Origin of the sequence: Mycobacterium sp. 155 (genome assembly GCF_000373905.1) — a bacterium.
GTDB lineage: Bacteria > Actinomycetota > Actinomycetes > Mycobacteriales > Mycobacteriaceae > Mycobacterium.
In genome coordinates, this window is the sequence record NZ_KB892705.1 from 2,384,177 (window position 1) to 2,397,593 (window position 13,417).

Below are 13,417 nucleotides of genomic sequence, written 5' to 3' on the forward strand. Positions count from 1 at the left end.
ATACTTTTACCCCATGTTTGGCATGCGCGGCCAGGTCGACCCTCGTGAGTTGGGCGCAGTTTTCGTCGGCGGCGCGCTGGGCACGGTGGCCCGGGCTGCCTTGGCGAGCGTGGCTGCCCCCGCACCGGGCCACTGGCCGTGGCCTACCTTCATCGTCAACATCGTCGGGGCGTTCCTGCTCGGGTACTTCACCACGCGACTGCTGGAACGTCTACCGGTGTCGAGCTATCGCCGCCCATTGCTGGGCACCGGCGTGTGCGGCGGTTTGACCACGTTCTCGACCATGCAGGTGGAGACCGTCCGGATGCTCGAAGTCGGGCAGTGGCGCCTGGCCGCGGGCTACACCGCGGCCAGCCTGGTGCTCGGGTTACTCGCGGTGGCGCTGGCCACGGCTCTGGTGCGACGGGCGCGCGTGTGACGACCCTGGCGGTATGGACAGGAGTGGTGCTGCTCGGCGGCACCGGTGCGGTGTCGCGGTTTCTGGTCGATCGGGCGGTCTCGGCGCGGCACACCCGCGGGTTCCCGTTCGGCACGCTGGTGGTGAACCTCAGCGGCGCGCTGCTACTGGGATTTTTCGGCGGGCTGGCATTGAGCCCGCACCTCGCACTGCTGGTCGGCACGGCATTCGTCGGGTCGTACACCACGTTCTCGACGTGGATGTTGGAAACGCAGCGGTTGGGTGAAGAGCGCCGCCTCTGGCCGGCGGTGGCCAATATCGTGGTCAGCGTGGTTCTGGGCCTGACAATGGCGGGGTTGGGGATATGGATCGGAGCCCAGCTGTGAGCGAACACGCTGCGGACTACCTCAAGCTCACTGCCTATTTCGCCGAACGGATGCGCCACGGCCACCGGTTCGCCGCTGACGCCCTGTTCGACCTCTACGGCAGCAACGATGTCGCCACCAGCGTGATGATGCGCGGAATTGCCAGTTTCGGTCCACACCATCACTTGCGCAGCGACGAGACGTTGAGCATGTCGGAAGACCCTCCGGTGGTTGTCGCGGCGGTAGACGTTGCCGACAAGATGGCGGCCCTGGCCGAACAGACCGTGACATTGACCACCCGCGGTCTCATCACACTGGAACGTGCGCAACTGGTCAGGCGGGGCAGCCCAGCACCGACCATCCCCGAAACGGCCAAGCTGACGGTCTATGTCGGGCGGCATCACCGCGTGGGCGGCGCGCCGGCCTACCGTGCGGTCTGCGCCGCACTGCACCGGCACGGCTTCGCCGGGGCCACAGTGTTTCTCGGGGTCGACGGGACCGCACACGGGCAGCGTCGACGGGGCCGCTTCTTCAGCAACAACTCCGACGTCCCGATCATGACCATGGCGATCGGCACCCGGGAGCAGGTCGCGGCGGCACTGGGCGAACTCGACGATCTCCTGGATGAGCCACTGCTGACCGTCGAGCGGGCGCAGCTGTGTAAGAGCGGCGGTGAGCTGCTCACTCGCCCGCTCGCCCTGCCCGCCACCGACACCGATGGCCGGCCGCTGTGGCAGAAACTGATGATCCATACCTCCGAGGCCACGCTGCACGATGGCGTACCGATCCACCGGGCCATCGTGCGTCGACTCCTGCAGTCGGGTGTCAGCCGCGGCGCGACCGTGCTACGCGGCGTATGGGGATACAGCGGCAGCCGGGAACCTCATGGGGACAAGCTCTTCCAGATCGGCCGCCAGGTACCCGTGACGACGATCGTGGTCGATACCTCGGACCGGATCGCCGCGGCCTTCGACACGGTGGACGAGCTCACCGACGGCCACGGGCTGATCAGCGCCGAGATGGTTCCAGCCGCGGTGGTGGTCGACGACGGCGTGCGCTACGGCAGCACAGACTTGGCTCGACACTACTACTAGCCACAGAGGTAAGCCTAGCCTCCCCTTACTCGCCGGTGTACCGTCGCACCCCATGCAACCGACTACGCCTGATGCCGTGAGCGCTGCCCTCACCGAAATCCTGCGCGACGACATGAACGTCGATATTCGACGGGTGACCCGGGAATCCCGGCTCATCGACGACGCAGGTCTGGACTCGGTGGCGTTCGCGGTCGGAATGGTCGCAATCGAAGACAAGCTCGGGGTGGCCCTGTCCGAAGAGGATCTGCTGAGCTGCGACACCGTCGGCGACCTGGAAGCCGCGATCCTGGCCAAAGTGCCTGCAGCTCAGAGCAACCAGTGAACACCCTCGCTGCGGCGCTGTCGAGGTCAATGACCACGACGAGCGCCGATCTTGTCATCTTCGACCCCGAAACCCGTACCTGGGCGCGTCATCCGTGGGGTCAGGTCCACGACCGTGCCGAGAACGCCGCCGAACGCGTCGGCGAAAACGGCGCCCGCGCGGTCGGATTGGTAGGCGAGCCGACCGTCGAGTTCGTCGCTGCGGTCGTGGGAGCAGTCATGGCCGGCGCGGCCGTCTCGATCCTGCCCGGCCCGGTACGTGGCGCGGACTCCGAGCAGTGGGCGCAGTCCACGATGACGCGGTTCACCGGTGTCGGCGTGGACACCGTGTTCAGCCACGGCAGCGACCTGGAACAACTGCGGGCGGTTCCGGCCGGGCTCAACATGTACGACGATGCGACGGTAGCTCACGTTCGGCGTTCGACCACCTGGCGCGTCTCGACGCAGCCTACCGATATCGCGGTGCTGCAGGGCACCGCCGGGTCGACCGGCGCACCGCGCACCGCGCAGATCTCCTCGGCTGCCGTGCTGGCCAACCTGCGCGGCCTCAGCGAGCGAATAAGCCTGTTCAACAGCGATATTGGATGTTCATGGCTGCCGCTCTATCACGACATGGGGCTGACGTTCCTGTTGGCCGCAGCCGTCGGCGGAATCGAGGCGTGGCAGGCTCCGACCACCGCCTTCGCAGCGTCCCCGTTCAGCTGGCTGAACTGGCTCTCCGACAGCCGAGCGTCCTTGACGGCGGCACCGAACCTGGCGTACGGCCTCATCGGCAAGTACGCGAGCCGGCTGCAGGATCTCGACCTGTCGGCCCTTCGATTCGCCCTCAACGGCGGCGAACCAGTTGACTGTGACAGCACCCAGCGGTTCGGCGCCGAGATGATCCGCTTCGGCTTCGATCCCGGTGCGCTCACCCCCTCCTACGGTCTGGCCGAATCATCTTGTGCGGTAACGGTTCCAACGCCAGGTACCGGCATCGTGGTCGACGAGATCACGGTCGAGACCGACGCGGGTACCGGCATCCGCCGCCAAGCGGTGCTCGGCGAGCCGATCCCCGGCATGCAGGTACGGTTGCGGCCGAGTGAGCACAACGCCGGAATCTTGGATCGCGAGGTCGGCGAGATCGAGGTCCGCGGCGCGTCGATGATGTCGGGATACCTGGGTCAGGAGCCGCACGACAGCGACACCTGGTTCCCCACTGGCGATTTAGGCTATCTGGTCGACGGTGGGCTGGTCGTGTGCGGCCGCGCCAAGGAACTGATCACCGTGGCCGGACGCAATATTTTCCCCACCGAGGTCGAGCAGGTTGCCGCACGGGTCAACGGAGTTCGCGAGGGCGCCGTGGTGGCCGTCGGCACCGGTGAGCACGCCGCGCGTCCCGGATTGGTGATCGCCGCAGAGTTCCGGGGCGGCGACGAGTCCGCCGCCCGCAGTGAAGTGGTGCAGCGCGTGGCATCCGAATGCGGTGTGGTACCGGCCGATGTGGTGTTCCTGGCACCGGGCTCGTTGCCCAGAACCTCCTCGGGCAAACTGCGCCGCCTGGAAGTCAAACACAACCTGGATACGGTGAAGGCATGACCGTAACTGAAGCGGAGACCACGGCAACGACCACAACCGTCGAGGAATACCGCGAGCTGCTCGACGGCGTATTCGACGAGCGGGTGAAGGCCTGGACAGCTGAAGCTGAAGAGACTGAACGCTTCCCACGTCAGCTCATCGAGCACCTCGGGCGTTCGGGAGTGTTCACCGAGAAGTGGGGCGACGGACAGCAGCCGGACGTGGCCAAGCTTTTCGAACTGGCGTTTGCCTTGGGCCGGACCGGGTCAGCGGGCATCGGAGTGGGTGTGAGCCTGCATGATTCGGCGATTGCCCTTCTGCGCCGCTTCGGCAAGTCGGACTATCTGCGCACCATCTGCGAACAGGCGGTCCGCGGCGAAGCAGTGCTGTGCATCGGCGCGTCCGAGGAATCCGGCGGCTCGGACCTGCAGATCGTGGAAACCGAAGTCCGCACGGCCCGAGGCGGGTTCGAGGTCAAGGGCATCAAGAAATTCGTGTCGCTGTCCCCGATCGCCGACCACATCATGGTGGTGGCCCGCAGCGTCGACCATGACCCGACCAGCCGGCACGGCAACGTCGTCGTTATCGCCGTCCCGACCAGCCAGGTCGAGGTGCAGACGCCCTACCGCAAGGTCGGCGCGGGCCCCCTGGACACCGCGGCCGTACACATCGACACTTGGGTACCCGCGGACGCACTTGTGGCGCGCGCGGGTACCGGCTTGGCGGCGATCTCGTGGGGCCTGGCCCACGAACGGATGTCCATCGCCGGGCAGGTGGCCGCCGGGGCACAGCGCGTCATCGGAATCACGTTGGCGCGCATGATGAAACGCCGTCAATTCGGTCACACCCTCTACGAGCATCAGGCATTGCGGATGCGAATCGCCGATCTGCAGGCACGCGTAGACATGCTGCGTTACAGCCTCGCGGGTATCGCGGCTCAGGGCAAGCTGGATCTGCGCGCCGCTGCCGCGATCAAGGTGACCGCTGCCCGTCTGGGTGAAGAAGTGCTCTCGGAGTGCATGCACATCTTCGGCGGCTCCGGCTATCTGATCGACGAGACGCCTTTGGGCAAATGGTGGCGGGACATGAAGCTGGCCCGCGTCGGCGGTGGCACCGACGAGGTGCTCTGGGAGTTGGTGGCCGCAGCCATGAAGCCCGACTACGACGGCTACGCCGAGTTCGGCCAGGACTGAGGCAAACCCGCACCCGAAAGTGAGCCACTCACCACGTGAGCGGTCAACGGCTATGAACGGGGTACGTCCTGCGGTGTGCGAGGCAGCACGTAGAGCGCCATCCGCCGGTTGGACATTTCGTGCTCGCCGAGGAAGGTGCATCCCGCCCACTCACAGAGCCGACGCGCACCGGTATTGCGGTGGTCCGGGTCGAACATGATGCGCCTGCATCCCGGCTCGAGCTCGAACACGCTGGCCACGACGCGCGGCAGCATGAACGCCGCGAAGCCGCGATTGACATACCTGAGGTCGGCGATCGCGGCGTGGATGCCGATGTCGTCGGGCTCGGCGGCGTAGCGGGGCGCGATCGAATCCTTCGCGGCCCGGTACAGCTCGATATAGCCGACCGCTTCACCCTTGAAACTGCCGATGAACGGCCGGGAGTATTCGCCGTCGAGCTGCGCCTGCAGATGGCGCCGCCAGCGTGCCGGCGTCCACTCGTACTCCCATGCCTCGACCAGGTGAGGACGGTTCATCCATTCCGACACCATCTCGGCGTCGGTCTGCGGGTCGGCCAGCCGAATCGCATAGGGTTCGGCCACGATCGGAGTGGGAGGCGCCGGCACTGCCCGAACGACGTCGGATATGTCGGTCAGTTCGCGCTTGAGTACGGGCGCATCGTCGATCTCGGTCATTGATCGGCCAGCCTACCTCAGTAAGTGAGGGTAGGTTTACCTACGTTTTAGCGGTTACGGCAGCAGCTTCGCCAACACCACGAGTTGGCTCAGTTCCAGCTCCCGCGTCGCAGTCACTAACGTGACCGGGCCATCGCGCACCATCGCCCGAAGCTCATCAAGCGCCTCGGCGGCCGGGGAGGTCTTCAACTCCGCGGTGTAACGGGCGGCAAACTCGTCGAACCGCTCGGCCCGGTGGTCGTACCAGTGCCGCAGCTCGGCGGACGGCGCGACAGCGGGCAACCACCGCCCGACCCTGGGATCGGTCTTGCGGATTCCCCTCGGCCACAACCGGTCCACAAGGACCCGCTGCCCGTCGGCAGAATCGGGCTGCTCGTACACGCGCGCCAGCCGCACCTGCGGCTCGTTTGCCTTGAGTTCAGCCATCAAGTGAAATGCTAGGCCGATGGAGGTCAACCGCGTCGCCGATCTACAGCGTTGGCAGGAATCCGGTGCCCACTGGCAGGTGATCGCGCGAACGGATGACACCGTGACCGTTGCGTTGCTCCGCTGCGACGGCGGTGAAGAGGTCGACAGGTTCACCTCACATGATCCCGCGTTGCTGGCCTTTCTCGGCCATCGAGCCAGCAGCGAGGATGAATAGCCGTGCGGAATCGTCAATTGCTCCTCACGTCCGCGGAATCCTCAATTGCTCCTCACGTGCACGGTAACGTCGTCTCGTGCAATGCCACCGACGGCCCACCCTGAGGAGCCAGCGATGAAGAAGCTCATCAACGATCCCGCCGACGTGATCACCGAGGCCCTGCAGGGCATGGCCGCCGCCCATCCCGAACTTCGCATCGACCAAACCAATCGGATCATCTACCGCGGGGACGCCCCGGTCGCCGGCAAGGTCGGTCTGGTCTCCGGCGGCGGGTCGGGGCATGAACCGTTGCACGGCGGGTTCGTCGGGCCGGGCATGCTCGACGCCGCTTGTGCGGGTGAAGTTTTCACCTCGCCGGTGCCGGACCAGATGCTGACCGCAACCCAGCACGTCGACGGCGGGGCGGGCGTCCTACACATCGTGAAGAACTACACCGGTGACGTGATGAACTTCGAGATGGCCGCCGAACTGGCCGCCGCGGAGGGCATTACGGTCGAGTCGGTGATCGTCGACGACGACGTCGCGGTGCGCGACAGCACTTTCACCGCCGGACGCCGCGGGGTCGGCGCGACCGTTCTGGTGGAGAAACTCGCCGGCGCGGCCGCAGACCAGGGTCGCTCACTGAACGACGTGGCCGCCGTGGCGCGGCGCGTCAACGCCTCCTCCCGGAGCATGGGTGTGGCACTGGCGTCGTGCACGGTACCTGCGGTGGGACATCCCACCTTTGACCTGCCCGACACAGAGATCGAGCTGGGCATCGGGATTCACGGTGAACCCGGACGCCAACGGATCCCCATGCAACCGGCTCGCGCCATAGCAGAACTCATGGCTGAGCCGATCCTGACCGACTTCGATTTCACCGGCGGCGACGGGGTGATCCTGTTCGTCAACAGCATGGGCGCAACCCCGTTGATCGAGCTGTATGTCATGTACGCGCAATTCGCGACCATCCTGGACAAGGCCGGCGTGCAGGTCGCCCGATCCCTGGTCGGTCCCTACATCACCAGCCTGGACATGGCGGGCTGCTCGGTCACCCTGCTGCGCGCCGACGACGAACTGCTGCGGCTGTGGGACCACCCGGTGAGCACCCCGGCGCTGCGGTGGGGACGCTGACATGGACCTGACCCAGCTCACCGCGTGGCTGCGCGAATTCGCCCGCGTGATCGGTGAAAATGCGCAGTACCTCAGCGATCTCGATGCGGCGATCGGCGATGCCGACCACGGTATCAACATGGAGCGCGGGATGACGGCCGTCGTCGCAGCGCTCGATGACACCCCACCGGCCGACCCGGCGGCCCTGTGCAAGCTGGTCGGCATGACCCTGGTGAAATCCGTGGGCGGCGCCAGCGGTCCCCTGTACGGCACGTTCTTCCTGCGGATGGCGCCCGCGCTGGGCACCGACAACGAGGTCAGCGCAGCGAATTTCGCGTCCGCACTGCGGGCCGGGGTCGACGGCGTGGTCCAGCGTGGCCGCGCCGAGGCGGACGACAAGACAATGTACGACGCCCTCGCCCCCGCCGTCGACGCGCTGGACTCCGCGTTGTCGACCCACGCCTCGCTGACCGAAGGTCTGTCAGCAGCGGCCACCGCGGCCCAGAAGGGCAGGGACGCAACAGAATCACTGATAGCCAGGAAAGGCCGAGCCAGTTACCTCGGTGAACGTAGCGTCGGGCATATCGATCCGGGTGCGGCGTCGGCGGCGCTGCTGATCGCCGCGGCGTCCGCGGTGCTGAACGGTGGTCCGGCATGACGGCGGGTTTGGTGGTTGTGTCACACAGCCGTCAGCTGGCTCGCGCCGCGGTCGCGCTAGCCCGAGAAATGGTGCAGGACAACGAAGTCCGGTTCGAGATCGCCGCCGGGCTGGACGACACCACGTTCGGCACCGACGCCGAGGCGATCGCCGAGGCGGTCACGGCGGCCGACGACGGCGACGGCGTGGTGGTGCTGATGGACTTGGGCAGTGCCGTCCTTTCCGCCGAATTCGCCCTGGAATTGCTCGATGACGATGCGAGGCAACGCACCGTGCTGTGCCCTGCCGCACTTGTGGAAGGCCTCATCGTAGCGGCCGTGTCCGCAGCCGGCGGGGCATCGACCGCGACGGTGGCGGCGGAAGCATCCAACGCGTTGGCCGGCAAGATCGCACAACTCGGGCCGGTAATGTCGGCAACTGCTCACGAGGGCGACGGCGCAGCTGAAATCACCGGTAGCTTCGTCATCACCAATCCGCACGGACTGCACATCCGGCCCGCCGCCCGGTTGGTCCAGGAAGTCCGCCGTCGCGATGCACAAGTGTGGATCCGCAACCGGCGCAGCGACTCCGACTGGGTCGATGCCAGCATCCTGTCGGGTCTCACGACTCTCGACGTGCGGTGCGGCGACGAGATGCAGCTGCGCATATCCGGTCCCCACGCCGCTGAGTCACTGGCCGACATCCTGGCGCTGGCCGACCGTCAGTTCGACGAGACCCCGACCAGCTGACCTTCAGGTGGCCGCCGACGGTACGCACCGACAGGCACAGCCGATCGGCAATCTGCCGGTTGCTCAGGCCTGCTCCCACCAGACTAGCGATCTCCCATTCGCGCTCGGTGAGCCGCAGCGGATCGGCGGCGCGCCGTGTTGCCGGCATCGCCAAGCCGCAACGGCTTGCCAGCCAATGCGCCCGCGGCGCGGCCGCCGGATCACCTGTGCGCAGTGAAGAGAACAGCCCCCGAATCGACGTCCGAACCCGTCCGCACCGCATCTGACACCGTGATGTTTGCCGCCTCACGCTCGTCCATGATCACAACCGGCACAATCGGATTGAGGCCTTTCGCGATCACCGACGCGGCGTCATAGGTGATGACGACCTGACCCGCGGTGACGTCGTCACCCTCGCTGAGGTGGATGGTGAAACCCTCGCCGTTGAGCGCGACGGTGTCCAGCCCGAGATGCACGAGGACACCGACATTGCCCGCGGTCAGCACGACATACGCATGCGGCATCAGTTTCAGCAACTTCCCGCTGGCCGGGGCAACCGCATCCACCACCCGGGCGCCCGGGTCGACAGCAGCGCCGTAGCCGACCATTCCGGCCGAGAAGACCGGATCGGGGACGTCGGACAGGGCGACGGCGCGCCCGCCGACGGGGGCCAGTACTGGCGTCGTACTCATGTCTCGGTCTCCTTTGTTCGTAGCTGCAAGCTTACGAGGCGCGCCCGCCCGTCCGATGCGTCTCGTCAAAGCTTGCGGTTCAGACCGACAACAGCCGCTGGAAGAAATCGCGGTAGCGCGTGAGAGCCACACGCAGTTCCTCCGTCGAAACATCCTCGCCGCGGGCCCATTGAGCCTCAAGCCGAGAACGGGCCTCCACGAAACTCGCGTTCAGCTCTTCGACGACTTCTTCTACGAGTTTGTCCGCTTGCTGCACACACTGTTTCGGGTCATCGATGAATGCCGCCTGAACATCGTTCCACCGCGAACGCAGTCCTGACCGATGCTGTTCGGCAAACAACAATGTGTTGTCACCGGTCGACGCCTGCTCGTCGTGAGTAGTCATGGTCGCGCCTCCCTCGGCGAATCCGTACCGGTCTCACGCCCAGTCGGTGTTCCATGCTCAGCGCCGAGTAGTTCCTCGAAGAGCGCCCGATAGTGCACGATCGCCTCCCGTTGGGCCTCGGTGCCGATCTCGCCCTGCTCTTGCGCCAGGTGAAGGATGTGCGCCGCCCGATAATGCTCGACCACCTTCGGGTGATCCACCGAGATGTCAGCGGCTTGCTGTTCGAAATCGTCTATCGGGTAACCGCGTTCGCGCAGGACCCCGGTCACCAGTCGATCGGCTTCGCTGACCGATTCCGCGGGATTGTCCACGAACCCGGCCTGCGTTGCCCCCCACGCCTGGACGTATCGCGCCCGCGATTCCGGCGTCAACTCATCGATGTTCAGCTTGTCGTGCTTGCGTTCACGTGCACGAAGTTCCTTCTCCGCGGCGCGTTGGCCGCCCGCGCTGTCCACTGCCCTCTCATACTCCGGGCCGAACCGGCCCTTCAATCTGTCACTGCGCTTCTTCCGCATGATCGAAGCGACCGCGATCAACGTCAGCACCACGATGACCACGACGACTACCGCGATGACGATCCAACTCCACGTAGGCATTTCTGACCTCCTGCACGGGGGTGTTACCCGAAGGAGCAGTGCACAAACGTCAATTTCCGGTGGACGCGTCCTCGGCGTGGTGGTGACGGCATCGATTTCGGCAACGGCACGAACGCGCGCTCACACGTTCGCGAAGCAGGAGTTGGCTTCGCCGTTGGGAATTGACGCGTTCTGACTGGAGAACTTTCCGACCACGCCGGTGCTGGTCACCTCGACGCTGTCGGCGTGGATGCCCAGCGGATAGTTGTCGTTCAGCTTTTTGGTGAGGCCGTCCAGCGCTGACTGCACGGTGTCTTTCGAGAACGGTCCGGTGGCATCGAGCACTTGCAGGTTCAAGTCACCGTTGGCGACGACGGGTTTGGCGGTGACGCTGGTGCCACCAGCGGCGTCGAGGACAAGGGTGCCGGCAGCGGTGTCGGTATGAACACCGGTGAGCAGGCTGCCCACGAAGGGCAGGTTCTCAGCCACGGTCTCCTTGATCCCGGCCGAGGTCCACGACAGCGTGGCGGTCAGGGATCCGATGGTGCCCTTCGAATCGGCCGTGCCCTGCAAGCGAATGTCGGACAGGCTCACGTCGGCCGTCATCCCCTTGGCTGCCTGGATCCGGTTACCAGCGGTGTCGACGGAAATGTTGGTGTAGTGGCCGGTGATGTGCTGCCACAGGAACGGCGGACTCACTCCGAACGAGATGGTGGCACCGTCCTGCACAACGCATTGGGTGACGTCGGCCAGCAGGCTTCCCGCCCGGTGCCGGGCATACAGTTCGGCGCCCGCCAGGCCGCCGGCCAGCAGAGCGACGACGATGATCGCGATCAACACGACCGTCTGCAGGCGGCGCCGCCGTGGTCGCCCCTTGCCCTGTGGGGGTTGCGCCCCCGGCGGTCCGACGACGCTGGGACGCTGTCGGGCGATCTTCTCAGTGGCGGAGGTATCGGAAGGTTGACGGCTGGCGTGAAACTGCTCGGTCGGCGCTTCGTGTTGAGCGGGCGGCCGCTGCGGCGGAGGTGGCCTCATACGCTGAGTCGGCGGCTCGGGTGGCCGCAGACGCTGAGTCGTGGGGTCAGGCGGCGGCGCTCCGGGGCCGCGCCAACCAGGTTGTCCGGGGCGTTGCGGCGGTGTCGGCATCCGGGCAATTCTGCCCCATCGACATGGGTGCGAGCTGAGAAGGAAACGTTCCGCGACCCACCCACCGATCCCTGCGGGCGATCAGACCACGCCAGAACTTTCCTCAGCATCTTGACGCGTGCGCTCCCAGGGCCAGGTCATCAGCGCCCATACGACGAGAACGATCGTGACCTCGGTCAGTAGATAAAGCGGCCACGGGCCCAGTACGTCCAGCAACGATGCGGTGGGTGGCTTCCTGTTGAGGTAGCCGTAGTTGGTGCCAGTGATCACGTTGAAGACGAGGGTCAATGCTCCCCACGCGAACGTCGCGATGACTGCGAACCCGTAGTCGCGCCACCGCGGACGCATTCCACGCCCCCAGGCGAGATAGATCGCCGCCCACACCACGAGCACGTGAAGCGTGAAGAACGTGATGAACAGGTGGTGCGGAAAGTCCGGGGCGCCATCTCTCGGCGTACCGATATCCGGCGTGATCAACGCCTGTGAACTCAGGACAAGACCCCAGTAGTAGGTGAGGACGAAGGCCCAATGTCGCTGCGACCAAAGGGCGTACGCCGCCGCGAGTTCCGCTACGTCGCACAACTGCAGCGGCACCGAGGTATCGACGGCGGGCTCGACCAGCTTGTAGACCAGTGCCACGACGAATGCCGCCAGGAGCAGACCTCCCAGGACACGGCCGAGGAGCCGCGCCTGCGTTTCGGTCTGTCGACGACCGATCATGACCAGCACGACCGCGCCCGCCGCGAACACCGCCAGCACCACCAAGTGTGACGGGCCGTAGGCCGAAAACTCGCGTTGTGCAGAGAACAGTTCGATCAACCCCGTTTCGTCGCACGCGCGGAACGATTACCCATGATCGCAGGCGGCGTTCGACCTGTCCGCTCGAAACATCCGCATAGACGTTGGGTCAACCGCTCAACCAGATAGGCCGCGTTGCCCCGATGTCTCGACTCTGTCAGCGGACGGCCGAGACCCAGCCGAAATCGGGGGGCGGCGAAGCAGGCCCGTATGTCGATGGGTCAGGCCCCGGGGACTGCTGACCGCCATACCCTGGTGCCGCCGGGCCGTACCCCGGCGGCAAATCGTAACCGGGTCCCGGGCCGTGTATCGACGTCTGCGGGCCGTAATCCGGCGTCGCGGGGCCGTATCCCAGCGATGGCCCATACCCAGGCACCGTCTGACCGGACCCGGCCAGCAGCTTAGATGCGGCAAAAGCCGCCGCCTGGGTGGTGTACACGGGGATGTAGCCCTCGGTGTGACCGCTCCAGTCGTTGCCTGGACCCGGGTGACAGATCGGGTCGTTGGGATTACACAGGTCGATCGCTTTTGAGCTGAGTAGCGTGCTCTTGGCCGACAGCGCTTCTCCCGTGCGGGTAGCGACGTCGCCGAAGGTTACGACCGCCGCGACGTTGGCCGTGTACTGGGGTGGAAGCGGATCAGCCCATGTGATGCCGCCCAGAGGGTTTCCGGCCACGATGTTGATCACGCTCGCACCCTGCGAGTAGCCGCCCAGGACGATCTTGGTGTCGGGGCAGGAGGACACCGTCGATTTGAGGTGGGCAATCGCGTCTTTGGCTCCGTCACCACCGTGCAGCTGCAGCTTGGAGGCCTTGTAGTTCACCGCGTAAGCGTCGATGTTCATACCGCCGGTCTGCTTGCGCAGCGAGTCGACAAAGGCGTCGCCGACCCGACCGAGGCCAGCCGGCTCATCGGTGCCGCGCGCGAAGATGACCTCGGCGCCCGGGCAGTCGGTGGCGGACGCTACCGGCAGCGCACTTGGGGCGACGAGCAGGACACCGGCAGTGAACAGTGCCGAAGCGCCAAACCCCACCCACCGACCGGCTCTACGCATGCGGTGTTTGCGGCGAGAAAGCACCCCTCAATCTAACCCGTATACAAGACGGCTGAACTTCACTTC

At 65.8% G+C, this 13,417-nt stretch carries 17 protein-coding genes and 2 pseudogenes; 10 read left to right on the plus strand and 9 right to left on the minus strand.

What is annotated here, in order from left to right; all coding sequences use genetic code 11:
- Positions 1-22 precede the first annotated feature (22 nt).
- The 6 genes and pseudogenes from crcB (B133_RS0111370) (at position 23) to mbtN (ending at position 4,927) form a co-directional block, all read left to right on the plus strand.
- A complete protein-coding gene (crcB, locus tag B133_RS0111370) occupies positions 23-418 on the plus strand; it encodes a fluoride efflux transporter CrcB (RefSeq protein WP_036418562.1) in 396 nt (131 codons plus the stop codon).
- Entirely contained in the window at positions 415-783 is a 369-nt protein-coding gene (gene crcB, locus B133_RS0111375; protein ID WP_018601165.1) for a fluoride efflux transporter CrcB, read from the plus strand. Before crcB (B133_RS0111370) ends, crcB (B133_RS0111375) begins: the two co-directional genes overlap by 4 nt.
- A complete protein-coding gene (locus B133_RS0111380; protein ID WP_051088049.1) occupies positions 762-1,856 on the plus strand; it encodes a DUF190 domain-containing protein in 1,095 nt (364 codons plus the stop codon). The genes crcB (B133_RS0111375) and B133_RS0111380 overlap by 22 nt, the downstream gene beginning before the upstream one ends.
- 34 nt (positions 1,857-1,890) lie before the next feature.
- Positions 1,891-2,178 (plus strand): annotated as a pseudogene (locus B133_RS0111385) (acyl carrier protein); the annotation flags it as partial.
- Complete coding sequence (gene mbtM / locus B133_RS0111390; protein WP_026256287.1) at positions 2,175-3,755, plus strand: long-chain-fatty acid--ACP ligase MbtM; 1,581 nt, start codon at positions 2,175-2,177, stop codon at positions 3,753-3,755. The pseudogene B133_RS0111385 and the gene mbtM, both read left to right, overlap by 4 nt.
- Positions 3,752-4,927: a mycobactin biosynthesis acyl-ACP dehydrogenase MbtN gene (gene mbtN, locus B133_RS0111395; protein WP_018601174.1), complete on the plus strand. Its 1,176-nt coding sequence runs from the start codon at positions 3,752-3,754 to the stop codon at positions 4,925-4,927. Before mbtM ends, mbtN begins: the two co-directional genes overlap by 4 nt.
- A gap of 50 nt (positions 4,928-4,977) precedes the next feature.
- Here mbtN and B133_RS0111400 read toward each other — a convergent pair whose 3' ends face one another.
- The gene (locus B133_RS0111400; protein WP_018601176.1) at positions 4,978-5,601 is read right to left on the minus strand and encodes a GNAT family N-acetyltransferase; all 624 of its coding nucleotides are present in this window, start codon (positions 5,599-5,601) and stop codon (positions 4,978-4,980) included.
- A 54-nt stretch (positions 5,602-5,655) separates the two neighbouring features.
- On the minus strand, positions 5,656-6,027 hold the full coding sequence (locus B133_RS0111405; protein ID WP_018601178.1) for a DUF488 domain-containing protein: 372 nt from the start codon (positions 6,025-6,027) through the stop codon (positions 5,656-5,658).
- Between the two features lie 19 nt (positions 6,028-6,046).
- Here B133_RS0111405 and B133_RS0111410 point away from each other — a divergent pair, with 19 nt between their 5' ends.
- From B133_RS0111410 to dhaM, 4 genes are all read left to right on the plus strand, one after another.
- Positions 6,047-6,244 carry a hypothetical protein gene (locus B133_RS0111410; protein WP_018601179.1) on the plus strand — a complete coding sequence of 66 codons (198 nt, stop codon included), beginning with the start codon at positions 6,047-6,049 and terminating at the stop codon, positions 6,242-6,244.
- A 114-nt stretch (positions 6,245-6,358) separates the two neighbouring features.
- Positions 6,359-7,357, plus strand: coding sequence for a dihydroxyacetone kinase subunit DhaK (gene dhaK, locus B133_RS0111415; protein WP_018601182.1), 999 nt, complete (start codon positions 6,359-6,361; stop codon positions 7,355-7,357).
- Position 7,358: 1 nt separating this feature from the next.
- Positions 7,359-7,994 carry a dihydroxyacetone kinase subunit DhaL gene (gene dhaL, locus B133_RS0111420; RefSeq protein WP_018601184.1) on the plus strand — a complete coding sequence of 212 codons (636 nt, stop codon included), beginning with the start codon at positions 7,359-7,361 and terminating at the stop codon, positions 7,992-7,994.
- The gene (gene dhaM, locus B133_RS0111425; protein WP_018601186.1) at positions 7,991-8,722 is read left to right on the plus strand and encodes a dihydroxyacetone kinase phosphoryl donor subunit DhaM; all 732 of its coding nucleotides are present in this window, start codon (positions 7,991-7,993) and stop codon (positions 8,720-8,722) included. Before dhaL ends, dhaM begins: the two co-directional genes overlap by 4 nt.
- Positions 8,723-8,738: 16 nt before the next feature.
- Here the strand turns inward: dhaM and B133_RS23695 are convergent.
- The 7 genes and pseudogenes from B133_RS23695 to B133_RS0111455 form a co-directional block, all read right to left on the minus strand.
- Positions 8,739-8,984: pseudogene (locus B133_RS23695) on the minus strand (LuxR C-terminal-related transcriptional regulator); the annotation flags it as partial.
- Positions 8,923-9,393, minus strand: coding sequence for a PTS glucose transporter subunit IIA (locus B133_RS0111430; protein WP_018601188.1), 471 nt, complete (start codon positions 9,391-9,393; stop codon positions 8,923-8,925). The pseudogene B133_RS23695 and the gene B133_RS0111430, both read right to left, overlap by 62 nt.
- A gap of 79 nt (positions 9,394-9,472) precedes the next feature.
- Complete coding sequence (locus B133_RS0111435) at positions 9,473-9,778, minus strand: hypothetical protein (RefSeq protein ID WP_018601190.1); 306 nt, start codon at positions 9,776-9,778, stop codon at positions 9,473-9,475.
- On the minus strand, positions 9,775-10,374 hold the full coding sequence (locus tag B133_RS0111440) for a hypothetical protein (RefSeq protein WP_018601193.1): 600 nt from the start codon (positions 10,372-10,374) through the stop codon (positions 9,775-9,777). Before B133_RS0111440 ends, B133_RS0111435 begins: the two co-directional genes overlap by 4 nt.
- Positions 10,375-10,494: 120 nt before the next feature.
- Positions 10,495-11,388, minus strand: coding sequence for a DUF2993 domain-containing protein (locus B133_RS0111445; RefSeq protein ID WP_369751448.1), 894 nt, complete (start codon positions 11,386-11,388; stop codon positions 10,495-10,497).
- 192 nt (positions 11,389-11,580) lie between these two features.
- Complete coding sequence (locus B133_RS0111450; RefSeq protein WP_026256288.1) at positions 11,581-12,309, minus strand: TIGR02206 family membrane protein; 729 nt, start codon at positions 12,307-12,309, stop codon at positions 11,581-11,583.
- Positions 12,310-12,454: 145 nt separating this feature from the next.
- The gene (locus B133_RS0111455; protein WP_051088050.1) at positions 12,455-13,351 is read right to left on the minus strand and encodes a cutinase family protein; all 897 of its coding nucleotides are present in this window, start codon (positions 13,349-13,351) and stop codon (positions 12,455-12,457) included.
- Between the last annotated feature and the right edge of the window lie 66 nt (positions 13,352-13,417).